A 26173-nucleotide genomic window follows, 5' to 3' on the forward strand; every position below is an offset into this window, starting at 1 on the left:
GCTCAATAACTTATAAAGGTTTAGCAGAATCTAAGCAGCGCTTATGTTCTACGTGATACGCAAATTCGTCCATGTAATGCTTCAACATGCCACGTACTGGCATTGCAGCAGCATCACCCAGGGCGCAAATCGTACGTCCCTGAATATTGGCAGCCACATCATTGAGCAAATCTAAATCTTCTGGGCGACCTTGGCCATGCTCAATGCGATGAACAATGCGCCACAACCAACCGGTGCCCTCGCGGCATGGGGTGCACTGACCGCAGGATTCTTCGTGATAGAAATAAGACAAACGCTCTAGTGCACGAACCATGCAGCGCGTTTCATTCATGACGATTACCGCACCAGAACCCAGCATAGAGCCAGCTTTGGCAATGCTGTCATAGTCCATTGTGAGATCCATCATTTGCGCACCAGGAATAACCGGTGCAGATGATCCGCCTGGAATAACTGCTTTTAATGCTTTGCCATCGCGCATACCGCCTGCTAATTTCAGTAGCTCAGCAAATGGAGTGCCCAACGGAATTTCATAGTTACCTGGATGCACTACATCACCAGAGACAGAGAAAATTTTGGTTCCGCCGTTGTTCGGCTTACCTAAATCCAAGTATGCTTGACCGCCAATCGCCAAAATAAATGGCACAGCAGCAAAGGTCTCAGTATTGTTGATCGTTGTAGGTTTGCCATACAAACCAAAGCTTGCAGGGAAAGGTGGCTTAAAGCGTGGCTGACCCTTTTTACCCTCTAAAGACTCCAGCAAAGCTGTTTCTTCGCCGCAAATATAAGCACCCCAACCTGGAGCTGCGTGCAATTGGAAGGAGAAGTCGCTACCTAAAATCTTATCGCCTAAATATCCGGCCGCTCTGGCCTCTTCCAACGCTTCTTCGAAGCGAGAATAGACTTCCCAAATTTCACCATGGATATAGTTGTAGCCCGCAGTGATGCCCATAGTGTAGGCACCAATAATCATGCCTTCAATCAAAGCATGCGGGTTGTAACGCATGATGTCGCGGTCTTTAAATGTACCTGGTTCACCTTCGTCGCTGTTACAGACTAAATACTTTTGCCCGGGGAACTGTCGTGGCATGAAGCTCCACTTCAATCCAGTCGGAAAGCCTGCGCCTCCGCGACCGCGTAATGAAGACGCCTTCAATTCAGCAATGATGGCATCAGGCGCAACCTTGTCATTGATCAAGCGACGCAACTGTTGATAACCACCACGACTTTCGTAATCCTTTAGACGCCAGTTATCACCATTTAATCCTGCGAGGATCAGTGGTTTGATATGACGATCGTGCAAGCTGGTCATGCTGCCTTCCCTTCTGCACGGAGTTCACTTAACAGTGAATCAATTTTTTCTTTGCTCATAAAGCTACACATACGCTTGTCATTCACCAGCATTACTGGTGAATCACCGCATGCGCCCATGCACTCACCCTCTTTCAAGGTAAATGTGCCACAGGAAGTTGTTTCATTAAAGCCAATACCTAAAGTTTCTTTTAGGTAGTTAGCTGCTGTCTCACCATGAGTCAACTGGCAGGGCAAATTAGTGCAGATTACCAGCTTGTACTTACCAATTGGCTTGGTGTTGTACATGTTGTAGAAAGTGGCCACTTCCTCAACAGCGATCGTTGGCATTTCTAAAATTTGAGCAACAGTAGCAATCACTTCCGGCGAAACCCAACCCACTTCAGTTTGGGCGGCAATCAAAGAAGCCATCACAGCAGATTGCTTTTGCTCTGGTGGATATTTAGCGACGTTACGGGCAATATCTGCCAGCGTTTTGTCGGATAGTTGAAGAGTTGTAGTCATTAAATAATCCTTGGCACGCTCAATTAGCGGTCAATCTCCCCGAACACAATATCCTGCGTACCAATAATGGTTACCGCATCAGCCAACATATGGCCACGTGACATCTCATCCATTGCAGATAAATGGACAAAGCCAGGAGCACGAATCTTCATGCGGTATGGCTTATTGGCGCCATCCGAAATTAGATAAATACCGAACTCACCTTTTGGATGCTCAACTGCTGAGTAAGCCTCACCATCGGGTACATGAATACCTTCGGTAAACAGTTTGAAGTGGTGAATGAGTTCTTCCATATTGGTTTTCATATCCACACGCTTTGGTGGAGAAACCTTATGGTTGTCACTCATCACAGGACCTGGATTCGCTTTTAGCCAGGCTACGCACTGTTTGATGATGCGATTGGATTGGCGCATCTCTTCCATACGAACCAAGTAGCGATCATAGGAGTCACCATTAACGCCTACCGGGATATCAAAGTCGAGACGGTCATAGACTTCGTAAGGTTGCTTCTTACGCAAATCCCACTCAATGCCTGAACCACGCAACATCGGACCGGTGAAGCCCAATTGCAAGGCGCGCTCAGGAGTCACGATGCCAATATTCACTAAGCGCTGCTTCCAAATACGGTTATCCGTCAATAGGTTGCAATACTCGTCCACGTTCGCATCAAAGCCGTTCGAAAACTGCTCAACAAAGTCGAGCAAAGTGCCGCTACGATTTTCATTTAAACGTTTGATTGCAGAGGCACTACGAATCTTGGACTTGCTGTACTGAGCCATTTGCTCCGGCAAGTCACGATAAACGCCGCCTGGGCGATAGTAAGCAGCATGCATACGGGCGCCAGAAACAGCCTCGTACATATCAAAAATATCTTCGCGGTCGCGGAAGGCGTACAAGAACACAGCCATCGCACCAACGTCAAGACCGTGACAGCCAATCCAAAGTAAATGGTTCAATAAACGAGTGAGTTCGTCGTACATAACGCGGATGTACTGAGCACGTAATGGAACATCTACTTGGAGCAACTTCTCAATTGCCAATACGTAAGCATGCTCGTTAGACATCATGGACACGTAGTCCAGACGATCCATATAAGGCACGTTTTGAATCCACGTACGAGTTTCAGCTAACTTTTCTGTCGCGCGATGCAATAAACCAATATGCGGATCGGCACGCTGTATCACCTCACCATCAAGCTCAAGCACTAGACGCAATACGCCGTGAGCCGCAGGATGCTGAGGGCCAAAATTGAGGGTGTAGTTCTTAATTTTTGCCATGACTTAAACAGAGCCTCCGTACTGCTCTTCGCGAACAATGCGCGGAGTAATCTCGCGTGCTTCGATCGTGACAGGCTGATACACGACACGCTTTAACTCTGGGTCATAACGCATTTCAACATTGCCACTAATTGGGAAATCTTTTCTGAACGGGTGACCAATGAAACCATAGTCAGTCAAAATGCGGCGTAAGTCTTCATGACCTTCGAAGATGATGCCGTAAAGATCAAACGCTTCACGCTCAAACCAGTTTGCTGAATTCCAAACGGGAGTAATCGACGCTACAAGTGGATAGCTATCGTCCGGTGCAAATACGCGAACGCGCAAACGCCAGTTATGCTGCAAAGAAAGCAGATGGCTGACAACTGCAAAACGCTGTCCACCCCAAGCACCATCACGAAAATCTTGATAATCAACGCCACATAAATCAATCAATTGCTCAAAGGCCAATAAAGGATCATCGCGCAATAACAATGCGGATTCGTGATAAGTGTCCGCATTGACAACAACGGTGACTTCACCCAGAGCAACCTCAATCGATTGGGCGCGCTTACCCAATACTTTTTCGAGGTTAGCGGCTAATTGAACTAAACGATCTGACATAACTTAAGCCTTCCGCGCAATCGTACTTGTGCGAGCGATCTTGGATTGCAACTGAATGATTCCGTAGATCAATGCTTCTGCAGTTGGAGGACAGCCAGGTACATAAATATCGACTGGCACGATGCGGTCACAGCCGCGAACAACTGAATAAGAGTTATGGTAATAACCACCACCATTGGCACACGAACCCATCGAGATTACCCAACGTGGCTCAGGCATTTGGTCATAGACCTTACGCAAAGCGGGAGCCATTTTGTTGCAGAGCGTACCAGCAACAATCATTAAGTCAGACTGACGTGGGGATGGACGGAAAACAACACCAAAACGGTCTAAGTCATAACGGGAAGCGCCAGCATGCATCATCTCAACCGCACAGCAAGCCAGACCAAAGGTCATTGGCCATAAAGAACCATTGCGCGTCCAGTTAATTAACTGGTCTGCAGTCGTGGTAACAAATCCTTCTTTGAGAACGCCTTCTAATGCCATATCGATCACTCCCAGTCGAGAGCGCCCTTTTTCCAGATATATACAAATCCCACAATGAATTCCAGGAGGAAGATCACCATAGAGGCGTAGCCAAACCAACCCAAGTCACGCAGCGCTACACCCCATGGGAATAGAAAGGCGGTTTCTAGGTCAAATAAAATAAAGAGGATGGCAATTAGGTAGTAACGCACGTCGAACTTCATACGTGCATCTTCAAAGGCCTCAAAACCGCACTCATACGGAGAGAGTTTTTCCGCATCAGGTTTTGATGGGGCCAGAATTTTTCCGAGGAACATGGGGACTAAACCCACCCCAATGCCTACGAGGATAAAAAGGAGAACAGGAAAGTAATTAGCGAGATTCAAAATGGTCCTGAGTCGTTCGTCTGGTAAATCTTCTAAAGCAGCAAATATTAATTATTCCACTACAAACAGCATTGATTTAGAGCAAAAACCCTTACAAATTCTGCATTTTGGTGCCGACGGCGAGACTCGAACTCGCACAGCCTAAGCCACTACCCCCTCAAGATAGCGTGTCTACCAATTTCACCACGTCGGCATCTTGCAAAACTTGTCAATTCTACTGCATTGCACCACTGAACCACCCCAAAAATAGGGCAGACAAATACGTAAAAACCTACTTTTTTACTTAGGAACAGCTGGTTTGCTTGGATCTTGGGCCGGGGCCACAGGAGCAGCTGGCGCCGCTGCAGGGGCAACCGTTCCAGAAAGAACGCCGGGGCTTACTTCCTTCTTATTACCAACCCAGGTAATACCAAGAGTGCAAATGAAGAAAATTGCGGCAAAAATAGCCGTTGTATGGGACAGGAAGTTAGCAGAACCGCTGGCGCCAAATAAGCTTCCTGAGGCTCCAGAGCCAAAAGCTGCACCCATATCAGCACCCTTACCTTGCTGAAGCAAGACTAACAAAATGACAGCCAAAGCTGAAATTACCTGCAATACGATCAATAAAGTCTTAAACCATTCCATGGCGTATCTCCAAATAAAAAATCTATGCCTGACAGATGGCTAGAAAATCTTGGGGATTTAAAGAAGCGCCCCCCACTAATCCACCATCAATATCTGGCATCGCAAACAACTCGACGGCATTGTCAGGCTTGACACTGCCGCCATACAAAATTCCCACGTGTGAGGCAACATCCTCATCAAACTCGGCCAAACGAAGGCGAATAGCGCGATGCATATCTTGCGCGACTTGAGCGCTAGCTACCTTACCAGTGCCAATTGCCCATACAGGCTCGTAAGCAATCAAACAATCGGCCAGGCGATCTTGCAAGACCGAAACTTGCTTTGCTACCTGGGCACAAACAATCTCCTCGGCCCTGCCAGAGTTACGTTCATCGGCTGTTTCACCAACGCAAATCACAGGGGTCATACCACTATCGAGCACCTGTAATGCCTTGGCCGCAACCACCTCATCCACCTCGTGATGCAATTGACGACGTTCAGAATGACCTACGATGACGTATTGGCATCCAAGCTCTTTGAGCATGGCAGCACTAACCTCGCCGGTATATGCGCCAGAGCCTTGAGAAGAGACATCCTGCGCACCTAAGCTCAGAAATGCGATGGCATGTTCTTTAATTAAACTGCCACATTGCGCTAAGTAGGCAAATGGTGGACAAATAGCAAACTTACGTCCAGCGGGCATCCCGCTTTGCATGCCACGAGCAACGGACTTCAACCAATCTTGATTGCTTGCAAGACTGCCATGCATTTTCCAATTGCCAATAACAATAAGTGGACGCATGTAATTAGACCGTTAAAACAATTTTGCCCACATGCTCAGAAGATTCCATCAAGCGATGGGCATCAGCAGCCTGATCGAGCGTAAAAGTTTTATAAATGACTGGCTTGAGTTGGCCTGCGTTGAGCATTGGCCAAACGTGGTCATACAACTGCTTGGTAATTTGTTTCTTAAAAGACACTGGGCGTGGACGCAATGTCGAGCCAGTAATCGTTAAGCGACGACGTAAAATCTGATTGGTACTCACTTCTGCTTTAGAGCCGCCCTGAATCGCAATGATCACAATACGGCCATCATCTGCAAGGCAGTCGATTTCGCGTTGCACATATTCACCGGTAACCATATCTAAAATGACATTGACACCTTTGCCGTCAGTTGCCTTTTTAACTTCCTCGACAAAATCTTGCGTCTTATAGTTAATTGCCAAATCAGCACCTAACTTCAGACAGGCAGCGCATTTCTCATCGCTACCAGCAGTGACAAACACCTTATGACCCATAGCTTTTGCAATCAAAATTGCAGTAACACCAATTCCGCTTGAGCCGCCCTGCACCAACAACGTTTCACCTTCAGACAATTGGCCCCGCATGAAGACATTGCTCCAAACGGTATAAAAAGTTTCAGGAAGAGCTGCTGCTTCTAAATCAGAAAATCCTTTTGGATAAGGCAAGCACTGCGCAACTGGAGCGGTACAAAGATCGGCGTAACCCCCGCCTTGCACTAAAGCACAGACTTTATCGCCAATCTTTAAACCTAATGCGTTGTCAGCATGAGCCAAGTCACCACCAATAATTTCGCCGGCAACCTCAAGACCAGGAATGTCCGATGCACCTGCAGGAACTGGGTAATGACCTTTGCGTTGCAATACGTCCGGACGATTAATTCCGGCAGCCAACACCTTAATCAATACCTCGCCACTGCCAGCAGTCGGAACCGCTGGATCAGGACGAGTGTTGGGCACCAGCATTTCTGGTGCACCAAACTCTTTAATTTCAATTACGCGCATCGAAAACTCCTGCTATGCAGCTTAAGCTGTTTCGTCAGTTGCAGGAGCAGCCTCAGCAGATGCATCAGCACCAGCTAACGGAGCGATCGTGCCGCCTTCATCAGCCATTGCAGCCTTCAAAGACAAGCGCAAACGTCCACGCTCATCAGCAGCCAACAATTTCACGCGAACTACTTGGCCTTCCGCCAAATAATCTTTCACTTCTTTTACACGCTCATTGGAAATCTCAGAGATATGCAAGAGACCATCTTTACCAGGAAGAATGTTTACCAAGGCGCCGAATTCGAGCAACTTGACTACTGGGCCTTCATAGATCTTGCCTACTTCAGCTTCAGCAGTAATGCCTTCGATACGGGCCTTTGCTTCAGCCATACCTTCAGCGCTGGTAGAGGCGATTGTTACAGTGCCGTCATCTTTAATGTCAATGCTGCAACCAGTTTCTTTGGTCAAGGCCTGGATGGTTGCGCCACCCTTACCGATGACTTCACGAATCTTGTCTGGATGAATCTTGAAGGAAACCATCCGTGGAGCGTGTGCTGACAATTCTGTACGCACTGAACCCATTGCTTCTTGCATTTTGCTCAAGATGTGCAAGCGTCCTTCTTTAGCTTGCGCCAAAGCCACTTGCATAATTTCTTTTGTAATGCCTTGAACTTTAATGTCCATTTGCAAAGCAGTAATACCATTGGCGGTACCCGCTACTTTGAAGTCCATATCCCCGAGGTGATCTTCGTCACCCAAGATGTCTGTCAACACAGCAAAGCGATTGCCATCAAGAATCAAGCCCATGGCTACACCAGCAACGTGTGCCTTAACTGGAACACCAGCATCCATCATTGCAAGGCAGCCGCCACAAACAGAGGCCATTGAGGATGAACCATTTGACTCAGTAATTTCTGAAACAACGCGGATGCTGTATGCAAAATCTTCTGGGCTTGGCAATACTGGAATCAATGCACGTTTAGCCAAACGACCGTGACCAATTTCACGACGCTTAGGGCTACCTACACGACCTGTTTCACCAGTGGCAAACGGAGGCATGTTGTAGTGGAACATAAAACGATCGCGGTATTCACCTTCGAGCGCATCAATGATTTGCTCATCGCGCGCTGTACCTAATGTAGCCACAACAAGTGCTTGAGTTTCACCGCGAGTAAATAATGCAGAACCGTGCGTACGTGGCAATACACCATTACGAATTTCAATCGGACGAACAGTGCGGGTATCACGGCCATCAATACGTGGCTCACCATTCAAAATCTGGCTACGCACAATCTTTGCCTCGATTTCAAACATGATGTCGCTAACAGCAACAGCATCAACTTCCCCATCTTGCTCAAGCTTAGCCATTACTTCTTTAGAAATTTCTTTGAGCTTGTCTGAACGTGCGCCCTTTTGGCGAATCTGATAAGCCTCACGCAATGGTGCTTCAGCCAAAGCGGTTACCTTAGCGATAAATGGCTCATCCTTAGGAGCAGCAGTCCAATCCCATTCTGGCTTGCCAGCTTCACGCACCAAATCATTGATTGCGTTGATAGCTGTTTGCATTTGGTCGTGACCATAAACTACTGCGCCCAACATCACTTCTTCAGACAACTGATTTGCTTCAGACTCAACCATCAATACTGCCGCTTGCGTACCCGCAACGATCAAATCGAGTTCGCTGGTAGCTTGCTCTGTGCGAGTTGGGTTCAAGAGATATTGACCGTTCGCGTAACCAACACGGGCTGCGCCAACTGGACCAGCAAAAGGAATACCAGAAACTGCCAAGGCTGCAGAAGCGGCGATCAATGCAGGAATATCAGAAGGAACATCTGGGTTGATAGACAACACATGCACAACAACCTGAACTTCGTTCAAAAAGCCCTCTGGGAACAAAGGACGTAATGGACGGTCGATCAAACGGGAGATTAATGTCTCGCCTTCAGATGGGCGGCCTTCACGGCGGAAGAAGCCGCCAGGAATCTTGCCTGCTGCATAAGTCTTCTCAAGATAGTCAACAGTCAATGGGAAAAAGGATTGACCTGGCTTAGCAGACTTCGAGGCAACAACAGTGCCCATTACTACAGTGTCATCGACGTTAACGATAACGGCACCACCAGCTTGACGAGCAATCTCGCCTGTTTCCATTGTTACTTGGTGGTTGCCCCATTGAAAACTCTTTACTGCTTTTTTAAACATAGTCATTCTGATCTTCTCCAAATTGTTCACGCAAGACCCACATGGGCATTGCGCTTGTCGTGGGATAAAGCAGTGTCACGACAACACTGGAGCGATTTAGGATTACAAGGGATGCCATTCCAGGGAGGCTCTGACTAATACCCAGAATCTCATTGGAATGACACGATCCCCTACACAAATAATCTAAAAGCGCTCAAAAAACATGCCACCTTCTTAAGACTGATTCCGTAAAGAAACAACCCTAAGTGAGATGGCATTGCAATACCGATAAGAATTACTTACGGAGACCTAATTTCTCGATCAATGCGCGATAGCGATCCAGATCTTTGCCTTTGAGGTAATCCAAGAGGCGACGGCGACGTGAAACCATCTTCAACAAACCGCGACGGCTGTGATGGTCTTTGGCGTTAGCCTTGAAATGGGGGGTTAATTCATTGATGCGGGCTGTGAGCAAAGAAACTTGCACTTCAGGACTACCCGTATCGTTTGCGCTGCGCGCGTTTTCTTTGACGATTTCCGCCGTTTTGATATCAGCAACTGCCATTTTTAATACTCCTTACTTGCGAACACGTGAGCTTTCACCCAATTTGTGTCGTGCGTTATTAACAAAATAAAACAAAAAAGCTTTACAAATCAAAGCCCTCGAATTGTAGCAGATCATGTAAGGTGGAGATTGAGGATGCAAAAAACCACCCGTAGGTGGCTTTTTAACAATAAATCCATATAAATCAATGATTTATAGATTTTATGGGGTCATTTGTGCATTTAATTTAGCCTGGCTAGGGTCATGCAGCTTGTTCAAGGCGGATAAATAAGCCTTGGCAGACGCTGCAATGATGTCTGGATCCGTACCTACGCCATTGACGATTCTGCCGCCCTTGGCCAAGCGAACGGTTACCTCACCTTGTGACTGTGTGCCTGAAGTAATGGCATTTACAGAATAGAGCAACTGTTCAGCACCGCTTTTTGCTACTTCCTCGATGGCATTCAAACTGGCATCGACTGGGCCATTGCCTTGGGCTTCTGAGCTAACCTCTTTATCGCCCATGCGAAATGTCACGCGTGATGTAGGGCGCTCACCTGTTTCAGAGTGCTGGCTCAATGAAATGAAATGGTAATGCTCGCCCTCTTCTGCAGCTGCCGAATCGGACATGATGGCAATAATGTCCTCGTCAAAAATTTCAGCCTTTTGATCTGCTAAAGCTTTAAAGCGCGCAAACGCCTCATTGATATCAGCCTCGGCTTCTACAGTGATACCCAACTCTTGTAAGCGTTGCTTGAACGCATTTCGACCAGATAATTTTCCCAAGACAATTTTGTTGGTAGACCAACCTACATCTTCGGCACGCATGATTTCGTAGGTTTCACGGTTCTTCAAGATGCCATCTTGATGAATGCCTGAAGCATGTGCAAACGCATTAGCGCCAACAACTGCTTTATTGGGCTGCACTACAAATCCAGTGATCTGTGAAACCAATTTGGACGCTGGAACGATTTGACTTGCATCGATACCGCACACCATATCAAAGTAATCCTTACGAGTGCGCAAGGACATTACGATTTCTTCCAAAGCAGTATTGCCTGCACGCTCACCCAAACCGTTGATAGTGCACTCGATCTGGCGAGCTCCGCCAATCTTGACACCAGCTAAGGAGTTGGCTACCGCCATTCCCAAGTCGTTATGACAATGCACAGACCAGATGGCCTTGTCAGAATTAGGAACGCGGGTACGCAAAGTTTTAATAAACTCGCCATACAACTCAGGAGTTGCATAACCTACAGTGTCAGGGATATTGATCGTTGAAGCACCTTCATTGATCACCGCCTCAACCACCCTGCACAAGAAATCCATCTCTGAGCGATAGCCATCCTCAGCAGAAAATTCGATATCGGATGCCAAGTTTCTAGCAAAGCGAATGGAACGTTTTGCCTGCTCCAAGACCTCTTCTGGTGACATGCGCAACTTCACTGCCATATGCAATGGGCTAGTCGCCAAGAATGCATGGATCCGCTTGGCATTGGCAGCTTGCAGTGCATCTGCAGCACGAGTAATATCTTTGTCATTCGCTCTGGCCAATGAACAAACAATAGAATCCTTCACGGCAGCGGCAACTGCAGAAATTGCCTGAAAGTCCCCTTCCGAGCTTGCAGCAAAGCCAGCCTCAATCACATCCACCTTAAGGCGCTCTAGCTGACGTGCAATACGCACCTTCTCGTCTTTAGTCATAGATGCGCCTGGGGATTGCTCGCCATCACGCAAGGTGGTATCAAAAATGATTACTTTGTCGCTCATCACTACTCTCCGATTGGGATAACTACATTCATTTACTACTGTACTGCCATCGTAAAAACAAAAACCCCAGCAATATGCTGGGGCTGGTATTGGTGGTTAATGGATTTACTCTATCGCATCAACTCAGGCCTTACCCGCCCCAAGCTTTAGGCTTAGTGCTAGTAGAAGGAGGCCGGTTAAAGGCGAAAAATTCATCAACATGGATTAAATATACCCGAAAAACTCGGTTTTAGCTAAAACGTTTGCCACTCAGACGCTCCCAAGCCCATATGACGTATCCCGAAATGGAATAGACCACAAATAAGCCAAAGAGCGTTAAGGGTGGGTTTGAAGAAATCAGGACAAAGGTCAATATCAATAAGACCATGACGCCAAACGGCACACGGTAACGGACGTCCAAGGCTTTGCCACTATAAAAACGGGCATTGGAAACCATAGTCAGGCCTGCGTAGACTGCAATGAAGAAGGTAATCCAGGGTATAGCCGTATCTCGCACAGGAATCTTGTTGTCGTCTGCCAACCAAATAAAGCCAGCAATCAAGGAGCCAGCCGCAGGACTAGGTAAGCCCTGGAAGAACTTCTTATCTACTACACCGGTATTCACATTAAAGCGGGCCAAGCGTAGAGCTGCACCAGCGCAATAAGTAAAGGCGGCTAACCAACCCCACTTACCTAAATCTTTTAAGGCCCACTCGTAAGCAACTAGAGCTGGCGCCACACCAAAGGAAACCATATCCGCGAGCGAATCATATTGCTCTCCAAAAGCACTTTGCGTATTGGTCATGCGCGCTACTCGACCATCCATGCCATCCAAAACCAATGAAGCAAAGATCGCAATTGCAGCAATCTGGAACTGATCGTTCATTGCATTGACGATGGCAAAAAAACCGCTGAACAGCGCAGCCGTGGTAAAGGCGTTAGGAAGAAGGTAGATGCCCTTGTTACGTGGACGAGGTTTTTGTTGCGCTTCTTCCTCATAATCCAAAGGATCGCCAAGCTCTTCAGCCCACTCATCCTGAGATGAATGCTTGCGAAGCTGAGTCAGGCGGCTGCGATCTAAACGGCCACGACGGCGAAAGGTAGTCAAATAAAGCCCCGGTAAAGAATTTGAATCAATCTAAGCCAGGCACACGCGCCAAAGCTGTATTGGTTGCAAATACTTTATCACCAACAGAAACCAAAGGTTCAGCAGTTAAGGGTAAATAAACATCTACACGCGATCCAAAGCGAATAAAGCCGTAGCGCTCCCCTGCTTTCAGGCGATCACCAACATGGATGTAGCACAGAATACGGCGTGCAATAAGGCCAGCAACTTGAACCAGGGTCACCACTTGACCATTGGCATCAATCACGACGGCATTACGTTCATTTTCTGTAGAAGCCTTATCCAGATCTGCGTTAACAAACTTACCCGGAAAGTACTGAATCTCTTTTACCAAACCATTGACCGCGCTGCGGTTGGAGTGAACATTGAAAACGTTCATGAAAACACTAATCTTGAGCGCTTCACGACCTGCATAAGGATCATTGGCAGTTTCAACCACCACAATACGACCATCAGCTGGAGACAATACTAAATCGCGACCAAGCGCAGGAATGCGCTGAGGATCACGGAAAAACTGCAGCACAAAAATAAAGATGATCCAAAGTGGCCATGACCAAGCGATACCGCCGAGGTAGTGAACCAGCAAAGTCACCACCCCCACTAGCGCCAAATAGGGCCAACCTTCTTTCGCAATAATGGGGTGTGGATACATCATATTTATTCTGAGCCTTTTAAGTTACTTCAATCAATCGAATGCTTAGTTCTTAGTTTGGTCAACCAACTTGTTCTTAGCGATCCAAGGCATCATTGCGCGCAACTTAGCACCAACTACTTCGATGTCATGCTCAGCGTTCAAACGACGACGGGAGATCAATGTAGGAGCACCGGCCTTGTTTTCAAGGATGAAGCTCTTTGCATATTCACCAGTCTGAATGTCTTTCAAGCACTGACGCATTGCGTTCTTAGTATCTTCGGTAACAACGCGTGGGCCAGTTACGTACTCGCCATACTCTGCATTGTTAGAGATTGAGTAGTTCATATTGGCAATGCCACCTTCGTAGATCAAGTCAACGATCAACTTGAGCTCATGCAAGCACTCAAAATAAGCCATTTCAGGAGCGTAGCCAGCTTCAACCAAAGTCTCAAAACCAGCTTTGATCAATTCAACTGCGCCACCACAAAGAACAGCTTGCTCACCGAACAAGTCAGTCTCAGTCTCTTCACGGAAGTTTGTTTCGATAATGCCAGCACGACCGCCGCCGTTAGCAGTTGCATAAGACAAAGCAACATCACGAGCAGAACCAGATTTATCCTGATACACGGCGATCAAATGAGGAACACCGCCACCTTGACTGTATGTGCCGCGAACAGTGTGACCAGGCGCCTTAGGAGCGATCATGATTACGTCTAAATCAGCGCGCGGCTGAACTTGACCATAATGCACGTTAAAGCCGTGGGCAAAAGCCAATGCTGCGCCCTGCTTAATATTGGCATGTACTTCCTTGTTATATACGTCAGCGATTTGCTCATCTGGCAATAGCATCATCACAACATCGGCGTCTTTTACAGCATCCGCTACTTCTTTAACGGTCAAGCCAGCGTTTGCGGCTTTACTCCAGGAAGCGCCGTTTTTACGCAAACCAACGGTCACGTTAACGCCAGAATCTTTGAGGTTCAATGCATGCGCATGGCCTTGTGAACCGTAACCAATGATGGTGACTTTCTTGCCCTTAATGAGGGACAAATCAGCGTCTTTATCGTAAAAAACTTTCATGCTATTTCCTTGTGTTGAAAAATATGTATTTAGTAATGCAATAAATAAGTTAAAAAAATTAAACTTTTAAGATCCGCTCGCCGCGACCAATTCCAGATCCGCCAGAGCGAACCGTTTCCAGAATGGATGCGCGATCAATCGAATCAATAAAGGCGTCCAACTTAGCCCCGTCACCAGTTAGCTCTATGGTGTAACTCTTATCCGTGACATCAATGATGCGGCCACGGAAAATGTCGGTTGTGCGCTTTAACTCTTCACGCTCCTTACCAACAGCGCGGACCTTGATCATCATGAGCTCACGCTCAATATGAGGACCTTCGCTTAAGTCAAACACCTTAACAACCTCAACCAAACGGTTTAAGTGCTTCGTAATTTGCTCGATCACATCATCAGAGCCAAAAGTCACAATCGTCATGCGAGATAGTGATGGATCTTCAGTCGGCGCAACACTTAAGGTATCAATGTTGTAGCCGCGAGCAGAAAATAGGCCCACTACTCGTGATAGCGCGCCCGGTTCGTTTTCAATTAATACAGAAATAATATGTCGCATTACAGATCCTCGCTGCCCAAAAGCATTTCAGTAATTCCCTTGCCCGCTTGAACCATGGGCCAAACGTTTTCTTCTGGGTCAGTCTGGAAATCCATAAATACAGTGCGATCTTTTAAGCGAATCGCCTCTTTGAGCGCACCCTCTACGTCAGATTTTTTCTCAATACGCATACCAACGTGCCCATAGGCCTCAGCCAACTTCACAAAGTCAGGCAAAGAGTCCATGTAAGAGCTGGAGTAGCGCTTGTTATAAGTAAGCTCCTGCCACTGACGAACCATACCTAAGTAACGATTATTCAGGGACACAATCTTCACGGGAGTGTCATATTGCTTGCAGGTAGAGAGCTCTTGAATACACATCTGGATAGAACCTTCACCAGTGATAGTGAAAACATCTTTCTCAGGGAAGGCTTTTTTGATACCCATGGCGTAAGGCAAGCCAACACCCATAGTACCCAGACCACCTGAGTTGATCCAACGACGTGGCTTATCAAACTTGTAGAACTGAGCAGCCCACATCTGATGCTGTCCCACGTCAGAACAAACAAAGGCATCGCCACCCGTCAGCTCCCATAGCTTTTGAACTACGTACTGCGGCTTCACGATCTGAGATGCTTCGTCATACTTCAAGCAATCTTTTTTACGCCATTCGTTAATCTGATCCCACCAAGCAGCCACTTTATCGCCATTCTTGCGAGGACCAGCAGCTTTGAGTTGTGCAGTCATCTCTACCAAAACTTCCTTGAGATTGCCAACGATAGGAACATCGACCTTCACGCGTTTTGAAATCACTGAAGGGTCGATATCAATATGAATGATTTTGCGAGGATGACTTGCAAAGTGTGCCGTATTACCAATAACGCGGTCATCAAAACGCGCGCCAATCGCAATCAACACATCACTGTGTTGCATGGCCATATTGGCTTCATACGTTCCATGCATACCGAGCATGCCTAAAAACTGTGGGCTAGTACCCGGGAAGCCGCCCAAACCCATCAGGGTATTGGTAACGGGATAACCCAAGAGGTCTGCAAACTCTTTTAGTTCAGGCGCTGCGTCAGCCAAGATAATGCCGCCGCCGGTATAAATATATGGACGCTCAGCCTCTTGCAGGAGAGCAACAGCCTTGCGGATCTGACCGCTGTGACCCTTCACAACCGGGTTATAGGAGCGCATCTCCAAAGTCTCTGGATAGACAAAGGGGCCTTTTGCTGCTGATACATCCTTAGGAATGTCGATCAACACGGGGCCTGGACGACCAGTCTGAGCAATGTGAAAAGCTTTCTTCAAGACCAATGGCAAATCCTTAACATCCTTAACCAGGAAGTTATGTTTAACCACAGGGCGAGTGATACCTACGGTATCGGCTTCTTGGAATGCATCTTCACCAATGGCATAAGTCGGCACGTTACCGCTGATGATCACCATTGGGATCGAATCCGTATATGCAGTGGCAATACCTGTCACCGCATTGGTAACGCCTGGCCCCGATGTCACCAATGCCACACCAACCTTACCGGTTGCACGTGCATAGCCATCAGCAGCATGAACAGCCGCCTGTTCGTGACGCACCAAAATATGTTCGAACTTATCTTGTTTAAAAATTTCGTCGTAAATAAAGAGAACAGAGCCGCCTGGGTAACCCCACACGAATTCAACACCCTCTTTGTGCAATGCATGCACGAGCATTTCAGCACCAATCATTTCAGGGGCTGCTGCTGTAGTTGTATTTACTGAGTCTTTGTTAGCTTTTGTAGCTAAAAATTCGGCGCTGCTTGTATTCATTTTCTTTCGTCCTTTGCAATTTTCGGCAAAAAATTGTTTGGTCTGTTCTATCTCTTGCTTATGGCCCGAGTTCGAACGGCGCTGCTACCGGAAAAAACCACTTCTTGAATGAGATTCTAGGTAGTAAGCCCTATATTCTATAGCAATCCCCTAAAATAGCTCAATTCTTACCGATTCAGGTGTAATCGATTGCATGGCTTCAGCCCAAGAACTATCTGACTTTCTGAGCAGTGTCGAGCAGCGTGCATTCAAGCAAGCGGTATATGCCGTGCGTGACGATGATGCTGCCTTAGACATTGTTCAGGACGCGATGATCAAATTGGCCGAAAAATATGGCGATCGCCCCGCTAGTGAGCTACCCCTGGTATTCACGCGCATTCTCCAAAACCGGATTCATGACTGGTTTCGCCGTCAAAAGGTCAGAAATGCCTGGGTGACCCTGTTTTCAAGCATGGGCAAAAAATCGGATGAAAACGACGATTTTGACCCCTTAGAGTCACTTTCGGCGCCAGATGACAGTGAAATTCACCAGGATGGCGCTCAAAAACTAGAGCAAAGCCAGCTTTTACAGGCTTTGGAGTCAGAAATAGCGAAATTACCTGTACGTCAACGAGAAGCCTTCCTAATGCGTTATTGGGATGAGCTAAGCATTACTGAAACTGCCAAAGCGATGAGTTGTAGTGAAGGCAGCGTCAAAACGCATTGTTCTAGAGCGACCCAAACTCTGGCTAAAGCATTGAAATTAAAAGGAATTACCCTGTGAAAAACCATCTTGACCCCCTGAACGAGTCCCAAGTCGATCAATTTGGCTTAGCGAGCGCTGCCCTGCTTAAGCAAAGCGTTCAAAACTTGCCTGTCAGCATTAAAGATCGCCTCCATGCTGCTCGCATGAAAGCCCTGGCCGTTCGTAAACCAGAAAAAGTTCGGGTACAAAAGACTGTCTTTGCTGGTTTTACAGGAAATTGGTCCCCAAGATCATCCAATGGTGTTTGGGACACCTTGGGTTGGGTTGCGCCCTTGGTCGTGCTCGTATTTGGATTGATTGGTATTGCGCAGTGGCAAGATGAGTCACGCATTAACGATATTGCTGAAGTCGATGCTGCTTTATTGACGGACGATGTTCCACCAGATGCTTACGCAGATAGTGGCTTTATGGCTTTTCTTAAGAACGGCCCACTGTCCGACTCCGAAGATAGCGCCTCACAGCTGACTCCAGCCAAATAAACATAGCGCCCAATGCATCACACACACAAGCTCTTCGTTGCTAATGCCCTAGCTGCATTGGTAGCTGGCGCTTGCTTGAGTCAAACACCAATGTGCTTTGCGCAGACGCCATCAGGCGCTGCTCATGGCAAAACTACCGCCATCCCAGAAAAGAAGCCCGATGGTACCTGGGAAAGCTTGAATCACTCGCAACAAACGATTCTGGCACCGCTTGAAAGTGACTGGGATTACATGCTCCCGGATAGTCGCAAGAAGTGGATCTATGTTGCCAACATCTATCCGAAGATGAGTGCGCAAGACCAAGAGCGTTTGCAGTCACGCATGACTAGCTGGTCTAATCTCTCACAAAAAGATCGTCGCATTGCACGTGAAAACTATTTAAGCAGCCTGCAGTTTCCTGCAGAGAAGAAAGCGGAAGCTTGGAGTGCTTATCAAAAATTAAGCGATGAGCAAAAGAAGAAGCTCGCTGAACTGGAGGCTAAGAAAAAGCCTAACGCCATTAATGCGCCTACTTTGCAGCAGCACGCCATTAAACAAGACACTACCCCACCTCCGCTTGCCCCCAAACCTAGAAGCATTGTCACGGAAGCGCCTACCCAAGTTGCTCCCGCTAGTGCCGATACCCAGTAAGGTATCGTTGTTTGATGACTCCTGCTGAACTAAATGCATTACCTTCGCCCTCATTTTGGCGTCGGGTCTCTTGCTGCCTCTATGAGCAGCTGGTGTTACTGGGCGTCATTGCCTTTACTTTCTTAGTTCCGAATCTGGCCTTGGGCATCCTCTTTGGTATTGCGCTTCCCAGTTGGCTCACTTTTTTGTATCTCTATACCGTATTGGGAGCTTACTTTGTTTGGTATTGGACCAAATCCGGGCAAACTCTCGCAATGCAAACATGGCGCGTACGCCTGATTGGCCACCAAGGCTTTTCACTCACTCGGCGTCAAGCTATTTGGCGCTACCTCTATGGTTCGCTGTGGATTATTCCCTGCGTAGCATTGCAAGCAGTATTCCATTTAGAAAAATGGCAGATCATTGAGATGCTGTTTACTGTTGCACTCTTTGTCTGGCCACTGACTATCTACCTGGATCGACGTCCAGCAGCGCTGCGCCAAAGCGTGCCAGACCGTCTCGCAGGTTCTCGCTTGGTCGAGCTACCAAAGAACCTCGTCACACTCTCTTAGGGCGTCCTAAGCCTCTCGGAGGGACTCAATTGCGCTGGCCTGTTGTATGCGAGCCTGAAAGCGGTATCCAGCAGCCAGTGACGCCACAATGCCAAAGCCAATTCCCATCGATAGTGTCTGCGCAAAAGCGTTAAATTCAATTTCCAATACATAGCGGCCCAGAGCCCACGCAGCAATGCCGGCAGCGATGCCAGCGAGCAACCCAGCAATAGCCCCAATCAACAACAACTCGATACGCGCAATATTGGCCAATACCGCCCTAGATGCGCCCAAGGCCTTTAGCAATGCGGCGTTTCTGAAACGCTCGTCCTGAGTAGCAGCAATTGCGGATATTAAGACCAGCATGGACGCAATCATCGTAAAGGCGAATAGCAGACTTAAGGCTGCTGAAAGTTTATTAATGATTTCCTGGATTTGTTGTAGTGATGCTGATACGTCAACCAAAGTCAGATTGGGAAACTGTTGGCAAAGCGCGAAGTCCAAAGACTCAAGCTCAGGACTTTGATAGTAGGAAGTAATCCACGATTGCGGCATACCAGCCAACTGCGCGGGAGGCATGATGACAAAAAAGTTGACCCGCATCGATCCCCAATCAAGTTTGCGCAAGGATGTGATGGGGGCGGTTATTTTTTCACCTGCCACTTCATAAGTGAGCTGATCGCCCAGCTTTAGGTTCAGGGTCTTCGCAATGCCTGCTTCCATGGAGATTTGGGGAGCAGCGTCATTAAGCCATTGTCCAGAGACAATGCGATTACCTGGCGGCAATTGAGTGGTGTAAGACAAGTTAAATTCACGATCGACTAATCGCCGCGCGTTCTCTTGTGGAAAATCGGCCGGGTAAATATCTTTGCGATTGATTTGCGTTAAGCGACCACGCACCATCGGGTAGAACTCTGGTTCTCCAACACCACCAGCGCGTAAGGTGTTTGCCACACCCTGTTTTTGATCGCCTTGGATATTAATCATGAAACGGTTGGGTGCATCAGCTGGAATATTGCCCTGCCATGTGCTCAGTAGATCTTGGCGTAACAACAAGATCAATAAGAGCGCCATGATTGCAATCCCTAAAGTCGTAATTTGCATAGTCACAAATCCCAAATTACGCGATAGCGCTACAAAAACAAATTGTGTTGCAAAACCCTGGCTCTTCACTTTTGAAATCGCTTTGAGCAAAGCATAGGCTAAAACTGAAAACACCAAAATGGCTGCCAAGAAGCTTGCCCCAACCCAAAGTGCTAATTTCCAATCTTGCGCCGCGAAAAAAATTAATGCCCCAGAGCAACACAAACCAAACAAGCCTACCCAAATAGAGGCTGTTGTTAGCGGAGCAAACTCTTTTCGAATTAATCGAATTGGTGAAACATTCACCAAGGCCATCATGGATGGGCCGGCAAAGCCCAGCAACAAGAACCAAGTAAATAAAACGCTCCAAATAACAGGAGCAATCGAAATAGAAGGCAAGTTAGTTGCAATCAAATCGCCTAGCACGCCAATCAACAGACTTTGGATCAAATACCCTAGAAGACAACCTGCTACCGCAGCAATGAAGCCAAGCAAGATCAAGGTCTTTATTTGGCCATACAGAATCATGGCTTTTGTGGCACCAAAACACTTGAGGGTGGCACAGGCATCCGCTTGCTTGACCATGTAGCGCCGCGCTGATAGGGCAATCGCAACACCAGCAATCATGGCAGTCAGCATAGCCACCAGGGAAAGAAATTGCTCAGCCCTCTCCAAAGTTTTACGCATTGTGGGCTGCGCATTATCTAGCGTCTCGATTCTGATGCCACGAAGATTTTGCGACTGAATATAGTCAGTAGCCCACGTCTGATAGGCGGTAATACTTTCATCCGAACCCGCTAAGAGAAAACGATATGTCACTCGACTTCCCAGCCCAATCAGACCGGTCGAAGGTAAATCATCTAAGGCAATCATTAAGCGAGGAGCGAAGTTCATAAAACCTGCACCGCGATCCAGCTCACGAGTAATCACGCCAGCTATCACAAACTCCCGCTCACCCAAACGAATCGAATCACCCACCTTTGCATGCAGGCTATTGAGAAGGCCAGGCTCTACCCACGCATTACCTCTGCCAAGTCCAGCAATCTTTTCCTGGGGATTGTTTACTAGACCCTGCAGCTGTAGCGCACCCCTTAATGGATAACTAGAGCTGACGGCTTTTACCGAAGTCAATTTACTTTCAGAGCCAACGGTAGCCATGCTCGGAAAGACAACTGTCTGCGCGGTTTGTAATTTCTGCTTGTCCGCCTCTTGAATAAATTGCTCAGGGATGGGTTGATCAGCAACTAGTAAAAGATCGGCCGCGAGAAGTTGGCGAGCATCAAACTCAAAAGCCCGATGCATGCGATCAGCCAAAAAGCTGACACTCGTTAACGCGCTGACCGAAAGAGTCAGCGCAATCAACAACCATTTGAGCTCTTTAGAGCGAAGATCCTGTCGAAGACCCCGCAGGAGCCCTGAAATCAAAGAAATCAAATTGCCTGAATCTGGCCGCCATCCACACGCATGACGGTACCAGTGATAAAGGATGCGTTTTGACTTGCCAAAAAGGCTGCGGTATCACCGTATTCGCGTGGATCACCATAACGACCCATCGGAATTTGGCGCAAGCTGGCCTCTACAACAGCCTCATAAGTACTACCCTCACGCTTGGCACGCGCTTCATCCAATTGACGCAAACGGTCGGTTGCCACCCTACCCGGCATGATGATGTTCACTGTGATACCGTCAGCAGCTACTTCTGATGCCAATGTTTTTGACCAAGCCAATAGTGCTGCACGCAAGGTATTGGAAATTGCTAAATTTTTGATGGGCGCAATTGCACCTGAGGTAGTGCTCGTAATAATTCTGCCCCAACGACGTTGACGCATCCCAGGCAATACGCGATCCGTAATGGCAATTAAAGACAGCACCATGTCATTAAAGCTTTTTTGCCAAAGTGCAGGATCTTGCCCGGCCGCAGGAGTTGGTGGTGGTCCACCCGTGTTATTAATCAAGATATCGATTGGACCTAAGGTCGTTTCAACTTGAGACACTAAGGAGTCAATTATGGAATGATTGGAAAGATCCCAGCTAAGGGCCAAGGCAACACCACCGGCGGCCTCTATCAGCCTCACGGACTCTTGCAGACCTTCGGCATTGCGACCTGTAACCGCGACCTTGACACCTTCACGTGCCAAAGAAACAGCCATCGCCTGACCTAGCCCTCGGCTAGATGCCATGACTAAAGCAACCTTACCTTTAATACCTAAATCCATGTTGTCTCCACTTCGGTAATTTTATTTTTTAGTGTGCTGCGCTTACTAATCCAATGTTAATTTTTGTTTGGCTACGACTTCTTTGTAAATAGTGTATTCAGCCTTGATCTCTTTTGCAAAAGACTCAGGGCCATTGACGTTAATGATTGAGCCCGTCTCTTCAATGCGCTTTTTCACAGCAGGATCTGCAACCACAGTTTTTAAAGCGGCATAGTATTTATCGACTACGTCTTTAGGCAGCCCTGCGGGACCAAGCAAACCGTAGTACGCCATCCGATTGACTGGCGCAAGACCTACCTCAGTGAAGGTAGGCACGTTAGGCAATTGCGCTAAACGTTTTGGAGCGGCAATCACAATCGGCACCAGCTTACCGTCTTTAATAAACGGCAGGGAGGATGGCAAGTTATCAAAAATCATCGAGACCTGGCCGCCTACTGTGTCAGCTAACGCCGGACCGGCGCCGCGATACGGAATGTGCACGATATAAACCCCCGCCAAGCTCTTAAACAACTCGGTTTGCAAGTGGCCAATGCCACCGGTCCCAGAGCTGGAGTAAGAATACTTACCAGGATTAGCCTTAAGAACCGCTAGAAAGGTTTTAAAGTCTTTTGCTGGAAACGAAGGATTGACTGCAATGATGTTGGGTGTTGCAGCAATATTGCTAATGGCCGTGAAATCCGTAATTGGATCGTAACCAATCTTGGGGTTGATGGCGGGATTGGAGGCAGTAGTAGACACCGTAGCCATGCCAATGGTGTAGCCATCCTTGGGAGAGCGCATCACCTCAAGAGCGCCAACAGATCCGCCCCCACCCGCTTTATTTTCCACAATCACGGGTTGACCCAATTGACGACCAAGCGCATCACCAACCGCACGGGCAATGATGTCAGTGCTGCCACCTGGTGCAAACGGGACAATCAGTCGAATAGGTTTATTGGGAAAGCCATCAGCATAGGCCGCAACGGAGAATCCTAATGTCGTCGCAAGTACCAATGTAGTTGCAATAGTCTTTTTTAAGCTCAACTTCATTTAATCAATACCCCATTGGTTTTGGCAAGTTTGCAGCATATTTATCCAGCTGATCCTCATACTGCTTCAAGATTTCAGCAAGGGCTTGCTGCTGACCTATGACAAGCGCCTCCGGCGTATTGTCTTTGAGGGCTACGCGCTTGGTGTAGCGATTTGCACCAATCAAGGGATTGGTTTTACCCGCATTGACTACTGTCAGGAAAAATTCGACACTCACAACGGCCTCAGGCTTAACACGATAGTCGCCATAGAACTCATTCACGCTTGCCTGGAGAATGTAATACGGGAAAAAGCTATTGTTCTGTCCAACGGCTGCCGAAAAAATATTGGCGTTATTGAGCCACTGCCGTTCAGCATTGCCAATCATCTCGCCCGGAATAGACGAATACACGTTATAAAAATCCTTCTCATAACGTTGATCACCCAAGCGATATACCAATGACTTCCCATCAAAAGGAGGTGCCACAGAGACAGCTCCAATCTTGAGCCAGAACGGTGTACGTGCTTGGCGTGGCGCCGCAACCCTTTCAGGCGCCACAGTCCAGCTACTTGGCGTAACGGGGGCGCGCGTTGGCAAAGAGCAAGCACTTAAACTAATTGCAACAGCAATCAATACCAGGCGTTTCATCATTTCTGTACTCCAGACTGTCCTTGGGTGCCATTCATCGGCAAACTGATCTTCGGCGGAGGTTCACCCCAAATCAAACTCGATGGTGACTGACTAGCAATTCTTGAAAACTCATTGAGCTGCTCGCTGGTTTGCTTGAGGTTTTCCATTGTCAACTGCGTATCACCCTGCATACTGGTGACAGTTTGACGCAGCGCCACCATCGTACCGACCAGTTCGCGCATCAGGATATTGAGTTCCTCTTTATCAGTCACTTTGGCGATTCGCTCCATAATGATATTCATCTGCTTCACAGACTGAATTAAGCCAGCATTGTCTTTTCCATCCCCGGCCATCATCGTATTCAGGTTACTTAAAAGCGCATCAAATTTTTTCTGCGTATCCTCAACATTGACCTGATTCAGGCCATCTATCAGCTTTTGAATGCCTTCAATAATTTGATCTGCTTGATTTGGTAAAGAAGGGATTACTGGGTAGTCAGGCTTCCAGGAATAGGGCAATGGAGAATAAGCATCTTTGGTTGGTACGAAATTAAATTCAACATAGTTAACCCCAGTGATTCCCTGAGATTTGACCTGGGCTCGCAAATTGTTTTGTACAAACTGTTTGATGAGGTCTTCATTCACCGTTTCACCAATAATTTGCATCCGCACGACAACGTACTGACGACGATCTTGGAAAGGAACATCTTTTTCATAAATATCACCAGAAAGACCAATCATGGTGACCTGACCAATTTTGACCCCCCTAAATCGTACAGAGGCGCCAGTATCCAAACCTGTTACAGATTGTTTAATGTAGGTTTCAATGATGAATGATTTTTTGAAAAATTGACCAGATCCAAAAATTAAAATCACGGCAATTAATACCCCGATGGCAGCGAGTACAAATACGCCAAGTCGGAAATAGTTCGGATTAGAGTTATTACTCATGCTGCGTCCCTAGTCGTAATGCGATTAAAGAATTGATGCACGCGAGGATCGGTGCTGGTATCACGTAAAACTTTAGGATCACCTTCTGCGATGATTCCTTTAGCGCCCTTGTCTAACATAATGACCTTATCTGCAATAGCGTAGATGCTGGCTAGTTCATGCGATACGATGACAAAGGTAATGCCCAGATTTTTTGATAAATCCATGATGGTTTGATCCAAATCAGCAGAAGTAATTGGATCGAGACCTGCTGATGGCTCATCTAAAAATAAAATCTTCGGATCGAGCGCCATTGCTCGCGCTATCGCTGCGCGCTTTTGCATGCCGCCACTAATCTCGCTAGGCATATACGATTCATAAGGAAGCAAGCCAACCAAGTCTAATTTACAACGAGCTAGCAAATTCATTTGATCTTGGGTTAGCTGGGTGTACTCCTGCATAAATAGGGTAACGTTATCCAAAAGATTCATGGAACCAAACAATGCACCCTGTTGATACATCACACCAAAACTGGTCATGATTTTTTGTCGTGCCGCACCAGAAGATGCAGTGATATTTTGCCCTTCTATCAGGACATCGCCAGATAGAGGCTGGTACAAGCCAAATAGATTCTTTAGCAGACTGGACTTTCCACAACCAGAGCCACCGAGAATGACGAATATCTCACCATTGTTGACGGTGAAATTGAGATCCTTCATCAACACATTGCTACCGTAACCAACAGTGAGCTTCTGAACATCGATTGCGTATGTAGGATTTGCGGTGTTTGCTGGCGTATTCATCAAAAGCCCGTCTTGTAAGAGATGAAGGCAAAAATACCGTCGACCAACACAATCATCACAATACTACTCACTACGGCACGGGTAGCTGAAATACCCACTGCTGCAGCGCCAGTACCAGTTTGCATGCCACGTAGACAACCCATCGCAGAAATCACAATACCGAATAAAGTTGCCTTGATCAGGCCTGAGCAAATATCTTCAACATCTACTGCGCTCAACATGCCATTGTAAAAATTAATAAATGGAATTCCATAAATCAACATCGTGAACATCGATGCAATGATGCTAACGATGTCCGCAAAAAGGGTCAGTATTGGGGCCACCAAGATTCCAGCCAGTACTCTTGGAACCACCAAAAAACGAATTGGGCTCAAGCCACCGGTTACTAAAGCATCGACCTCGCTGTTCACGGTCATGGTGCCGATCTCTGCTGCAAATGCAGCTGATGAGCGACCTGCCAGCAGGATCGCTGTGATCAATGGACCCATCTCACGCACAATCCCTAAGGCAGCCAATGGGCCCACAAAGGTAGTTGCTCCAA

At 47.4% G+C, this 26173-nt stretch carries 29 protein-coding genes and 1 tRNA gene; 5 read left to right on the forward strand and 25 right to left on the reverse strand.

Annotated elements, in window-relative coordinates:
* Positions 1 to 10 precede the first annotated feature (10 nt).
* The 6 genes from nuoF to ICN24_RS08655 are packed head-to-tail and all read right to left on the reverse strand — an operon-like array spanning position 11 to position 4543.
* The gene (nuoF, locus tag ICN24_RS08630; RefSeq protein WP_216222988.1) at positions 11 to 1309 is read right to left on the reverse strand and encodes an NADH-quinone oxidoreductase subunit NuoF; all 1299 of its coding nucleotides are present in this window, start codon (positions 1307 to 1309) and stop codon (positions 11 to 13) included.
* Complete coding sequence (gene nuoE / locus ICN24_RS08635) at positions 1306 to 1812, reverse strand: NADH-quinone oxidoreductase subunit NuoE (protein ID WP_216222989.1); 507 nt, start codon at positions 1810 to 1812, stop codon at positions 1306 to 1308. Before nuoE ends, nuoF begins: the two co-directional genes overlap by 4 nt.
* A 23-nt stretch (positions 1813 to 1835) precedes the next feature.
* Entirely contained in the window at positions 1836 to 3089 is a 1254-nt protein-coding gene (locus ICN24_RS08640) for an NADH-quinone oxidoreductase subunit D (RefSeq protein WP_216222991.1), read from the reverse strand.
* A gap of 3 nt (positions 3090 to 3092) precedes the next feature.
* Complete coding sequence (locus ICN24_RS08645; protein WP_216222992.1) at positions 3093 to 3692, reverse strand: NADH-quinone oxidoreductase subunit C; 600 nt, start codon at positions 3690 to 3692, stop codon at positions 3093 to 3095.
* 3 nt (positions 3693 to 3695) lie between these two features.
* Positions 3696 to 4178, reverse strand: a complete 483-nt coding sequence (locus tag ICN24_RS08650; RefSeq protein ID WP_011902891.1) for an NADH-quinone oxidoreductase subunit B family protein — start codon at positions 4176 to 4178, stop codon at positions 3696 to 3698.
* Between the two features lie 5 nt (positions 4179 to 4183).
* Positions 4184 to 4543, reverse strand: a complete 360-nt coding sequence (locus ICN24_RS08655; RefSeq protein WP_068948474.1) for an NADH-quinone oxidoreductase subunit A — start codon at positions 4541 to 4543, stop codon at positions 4184 to 4186.
* A gap of 1 nt (position 4544) precedes the next feature.
* Between ICN24_RS08655 and ICN24_RS08660 the strand changes: the two genes are divergently transcribed.
* Positions 4545 to 4688 carry a hypothetical protein gene (locus ICN24_RS08660; RefSeq protein WP_216222994.1) on the forward strand — a complete coding sequence of 48 codons (144 nt, stop codon included), beginning with the start codon at positions 4545 to 4547 and terminating at the stop codon, positions 4686 to 4688.
* On the opposite strand, the gene ICN24_RS08665 is transcribed toward ICN24_RS08660, so the two are convergent.
* From ICN24_RS08665 to ICN24_RS08720, 12 genes are all read right to left on the reverse strand, one after another.
* Positions 4652 to 4736 (reverse strand) — tRNA-Leu (locus ICN24_RS08665). The genes ICN24_RS08660 and ICN24_RS08665 overlap by 37 nt on opposite strands.
* 86 nt (positions 4737 to 4822) lie before the next feature.
* Positions 4823 to 5167 (reverse strand): preprotein translocase subunit SecG, encoded by a 345-nt coding sequence (gene secG / locus ICN24_RS08670; protein ID WP_216222996.1) that lies wholly within the window; start codon positions 5165 to 5167, stop codon positions 4823 to 4825.
* A 22-nt stretch (positions 5168 to 5189) separates the two neighbouring features.
* Entirely contained in the window at positions 5190 to 5948 is a 759-nt protein-coding gene (gene tpiA / locus ICN24_RS08675) for a triose-phosphate isomerase (protein ID WP_216222998.1), read from the reverse strand.
* 4 nt (positions 5949 to 5952) lie between these two features.
* Positions 5953 to 6951 carry an NAD(P)H-quinone oxidoreductase gene (locus tag ICN24_RS08680; protein WP_216223000.1) on the reverse strand — a complete coding sequence of 333 codons (999 nt, stop codon included), beginning with the start codon at positions 6949 to 6951 and terminating at the stop codon, positions 5953 to 5955.
* Positions 6952 to 6972: 21 nt separating this feature from the next.
* On the reverse strand, positions 6973 to 9138 hold the full coding sequence (gene pnp / locus ICN24_RS08685; protein ID WP_216223002.1) for a polyribonucleotide nucleotidyltransferase: 2166 nt from the start codon (positions 9136 to 9138) through the stop codon (positions 6973 to 6975).
* 268 nt (positions 9139 to 9406) lie between these two features.
* A complete protein-coding gene (gene rpsO, locus ICN24_RS08690; RefSeq protein ID WP_068323724.1) occupies positions 9407 to 9676 on the reverse strand; it encodes a 30S ribosomal protein S15 in 270 nt (89 codons plus the stop codon).
* A 201-nt stretch (positions 9677 to 9877) separates the two neighbouring features.
* Entirely contained in the window at positions 9878 to 11425 is a 1548-nt protein-coding gene (locus ICN24_RS08695) for a 2-isopropylmalate synthase (protein WP_216223004.1), read from the reverse strand.
* Positions 11426 to 11654: 229 nt separating this feature from the next.
* Positions 11655 to 12512 carry a CDP-diacylglycerol--serine O-phosphatidyltransferase gene (gene pssA, locus ICN24_RS08700; protein ID WP_216223006.1) on the reverse strand — a complete coding sequence of 286 codons (858 nt, stop codon included), beginning with the start codon at positions 12510 to 12512 and terminating at the stop codon, positions 11655 to 11657.
* A gap of 25 nt (positions 12513 to 12537) precedes the next feature.
* Complete coding sequence (locus ICN24_RS08705) at positions 12538 to 13185, reverse strand: phosphatidylserine decarboxylase (RefSeq protein WP_216223007.1); 648 nt, start codon at positions 13183 to 13185, stop codon at positions 12538 to 12540.
* Positions 13186 to 13227: 42 nt separating this feature from the next.
* Positions 13228 to 14244 carry a ketol-acid reductoisomerase gene (gene ilvC, locus ICN24_RS08710; RefSeq protein WP_216223008.1) on the reverse strand — a complete coding sequence of 339 codons (1017 nt, stop codon included), beginning with the start codon at positions 14242 to 14244 and terminating at the stop codon, positions 13228 to 13230.
* Positions 14245 to 14302: 58 nt separating this feature from the next.
* Complete coding sequence (gene ilvN, locus ICN24_RS08715; RefSeq protein WP_011902903.1) at positions 14303 to 14794, reverse strand: acetolactate synthase small subunit; 492 nt, start codon at positions 14792 to 14794, stop codon at positions 14303 to 14305.
* Entirely contained in the window at positions 14794 to 16578 is a 1785-nt protein-coding gene (locus ICN24_RS08720; RefSeq protein ID WP_216223009.1) for an acetolactate synthase 3 catalytic subunit, read from the reverse strand. The genes ilvN and ICN24_RS08720 overlap by 1 nt, the downstream gene beginning before the upstream one ends.
* Before the next feature lie 193 nt (positions 16579 to 16771).
* Here ICN24_RS08720 and ICN24_RS08725 point away from each other — a divergent pair, with 193 nt between their 5' ends.
* Genes ICN24_RS08725 through ICN24_RS08740 form a run of 4 tightly spaced genes read left to right on the forward strand, consistent with a single transcriptional unit; the run spans position 16772 to position 18983 of the window.
* Entirely contained in the window at positions 16772 to 17341 is a 570-nt protein-coding gene (locus ICN24_RS08725; RefSeq protein ID WP_216223012.1) for an RNA polymerase sigma factor, read from the forward strand.
* The gene (locus ICN24_RS08730; protein WP_216223014.1) at positions 17338 to 17802 is read left to right on the forward strand and encodes a DUF3619 family protein; all 465 of its coding nucleotides are present in this window, start codon (positions 17338 to 17340) and stop codon (positions 17800 to 17802) included. The genes ICN24_RS08725 and ICN24_RS08730 overlap by 4 nt, the downstream gene beginning before the upstream one ends.
* A gap of 12 nt (positions 17803 to 17814) precedes the next feature.
* Positions 17815 to 18432: a DUF3106 domain-containing protein gene (locus ICN24_RS08735; RefSeq protein WP_216223015.1), complete on the forward strand. Its 618-nt coding sequence runs from the start codon at positions 17815 to 17817 to the stop codon at positions 18430 to 18432.
* A 14-nt stretch (positions 18433 to 18446) separates the two neighbouring features.
* Positions 18447 to 18983 (forward strand): RDD family protein, encoded by a 537-nt coding sequence (locus ICN24_RS08740; RefSeq protein ID WP_216223017.1) that lies wholly within the window; start codon positions 18447 to 18449, stop codon positions 18981 to 18983.
* Between the two features lie 6 nt (positions 18984 to 18989).
* Here ICN24_RS08740 and ICN24_RS08745 read toward each other — a convergent pair whose 3' ends face one another.
* The 7 genes from ICN24_RS08745 to ICN24_RS10385 all read right to left on the reverse strand — a co-directional run.
* On the reverse strand, positions 18990 to 21479 hold the full coding sequence (locus tag ICN24_RS08745) for an ABC transporter permease (RefSeq protein ID WP_216223019.1): 2490 nt from the start codon (positions 21477 to 21479) through the stop codon (positions 18990 to 18992).
* Positions 21476 to 22261: an SDR family oxidoreductase gene (locus ICN24_RS08750; RefSeq protein WP_216223021.1), complete on the reverse strand. Its 786-nt coding sequence runs from the start codon at positions 22259 to 22261 to the stop codon at positions 21476 to 21478. The genes ICN24_RS08745 and ICN24_RS08750 overlap by 4 nt, the downstream gene beginning before the upstream one ends.
* Before the next feature lie 45 nt (positions 22262 to 22306).
* The gene (locus ICN24_RS08755) at positions 22307 to 23290 is read right to left on the reverse strand and encodes a tripartite tricarboxylate transporter substrate binding protein BugE (RefSeq protein ID WP_255532628.1); all 984 of its coding nucleotides are present in this window, start codon (positions 23288 to 23290) and stop codon (positions 22307 to 22309) included.
* A 4-nt stretch (positions 23291 to 23294) separates the two neighbouring features.
* A complete protein-coding gene (locus ICN24_RS08760; RefSeq protein ID WP_216223023.1) occupies positions 23295 to 23921 on the reverse strand; it encodes a membrane integrity-associated transporter subunit PqiC in 627 nt (208 codons plus the stop codon).
* Positions 23918 to 24850, reverse strand: a complete 933-nt coding sequence (locus ICN24_RS08765) for an MlaD family protein (protein WP_216223025.1) — start codon at positions 24848 to 24850, stop codon at positions 23918 to 23920. The genes ICN24_RS08760 and ICN24_RS08765 overlap by 4 nt, the downstream gene beginning before the upstream one ends.
* On the reverse strand, positions 24847 to 25632 hold the full coding sequence (locus ICN24_RS08770; RefSeq protein ID WP_216223026.1) for an ABC transporter ATP-binding protein: 786 nt from the start codon (positions 25630 to 25632) through the stop codon (positions 24847 to 24849). The genes ICN24_RS08765 and ICN24_RS08770 overlap by 4 nt, the downstream gene beginning before the upstream one ends.
* Positions 25632 to 26173, reverse strand: a 542-nt coding sequence (locus tag ICN24_RS10385) for an ABC transporter permease (protein ID WP_255532629.1), incomplete at its 5' end; no start/stop codon positions are given. The genes ICN24_RS08770 and ICN24_RS10385, both read right to left, overlap by 1 nt.

Source organism: Polynucleobacter sp. UK-Kesae-W10 (genome assembly GCF_018881575.1).
In the GTDB taxonomy this organism is placed as follows: domain Bacteria; phylum Pseudomonadota; class Gammaproteobacteria; order Burkholderiales; family Burkholderiaceae; genus Polynucleobacter.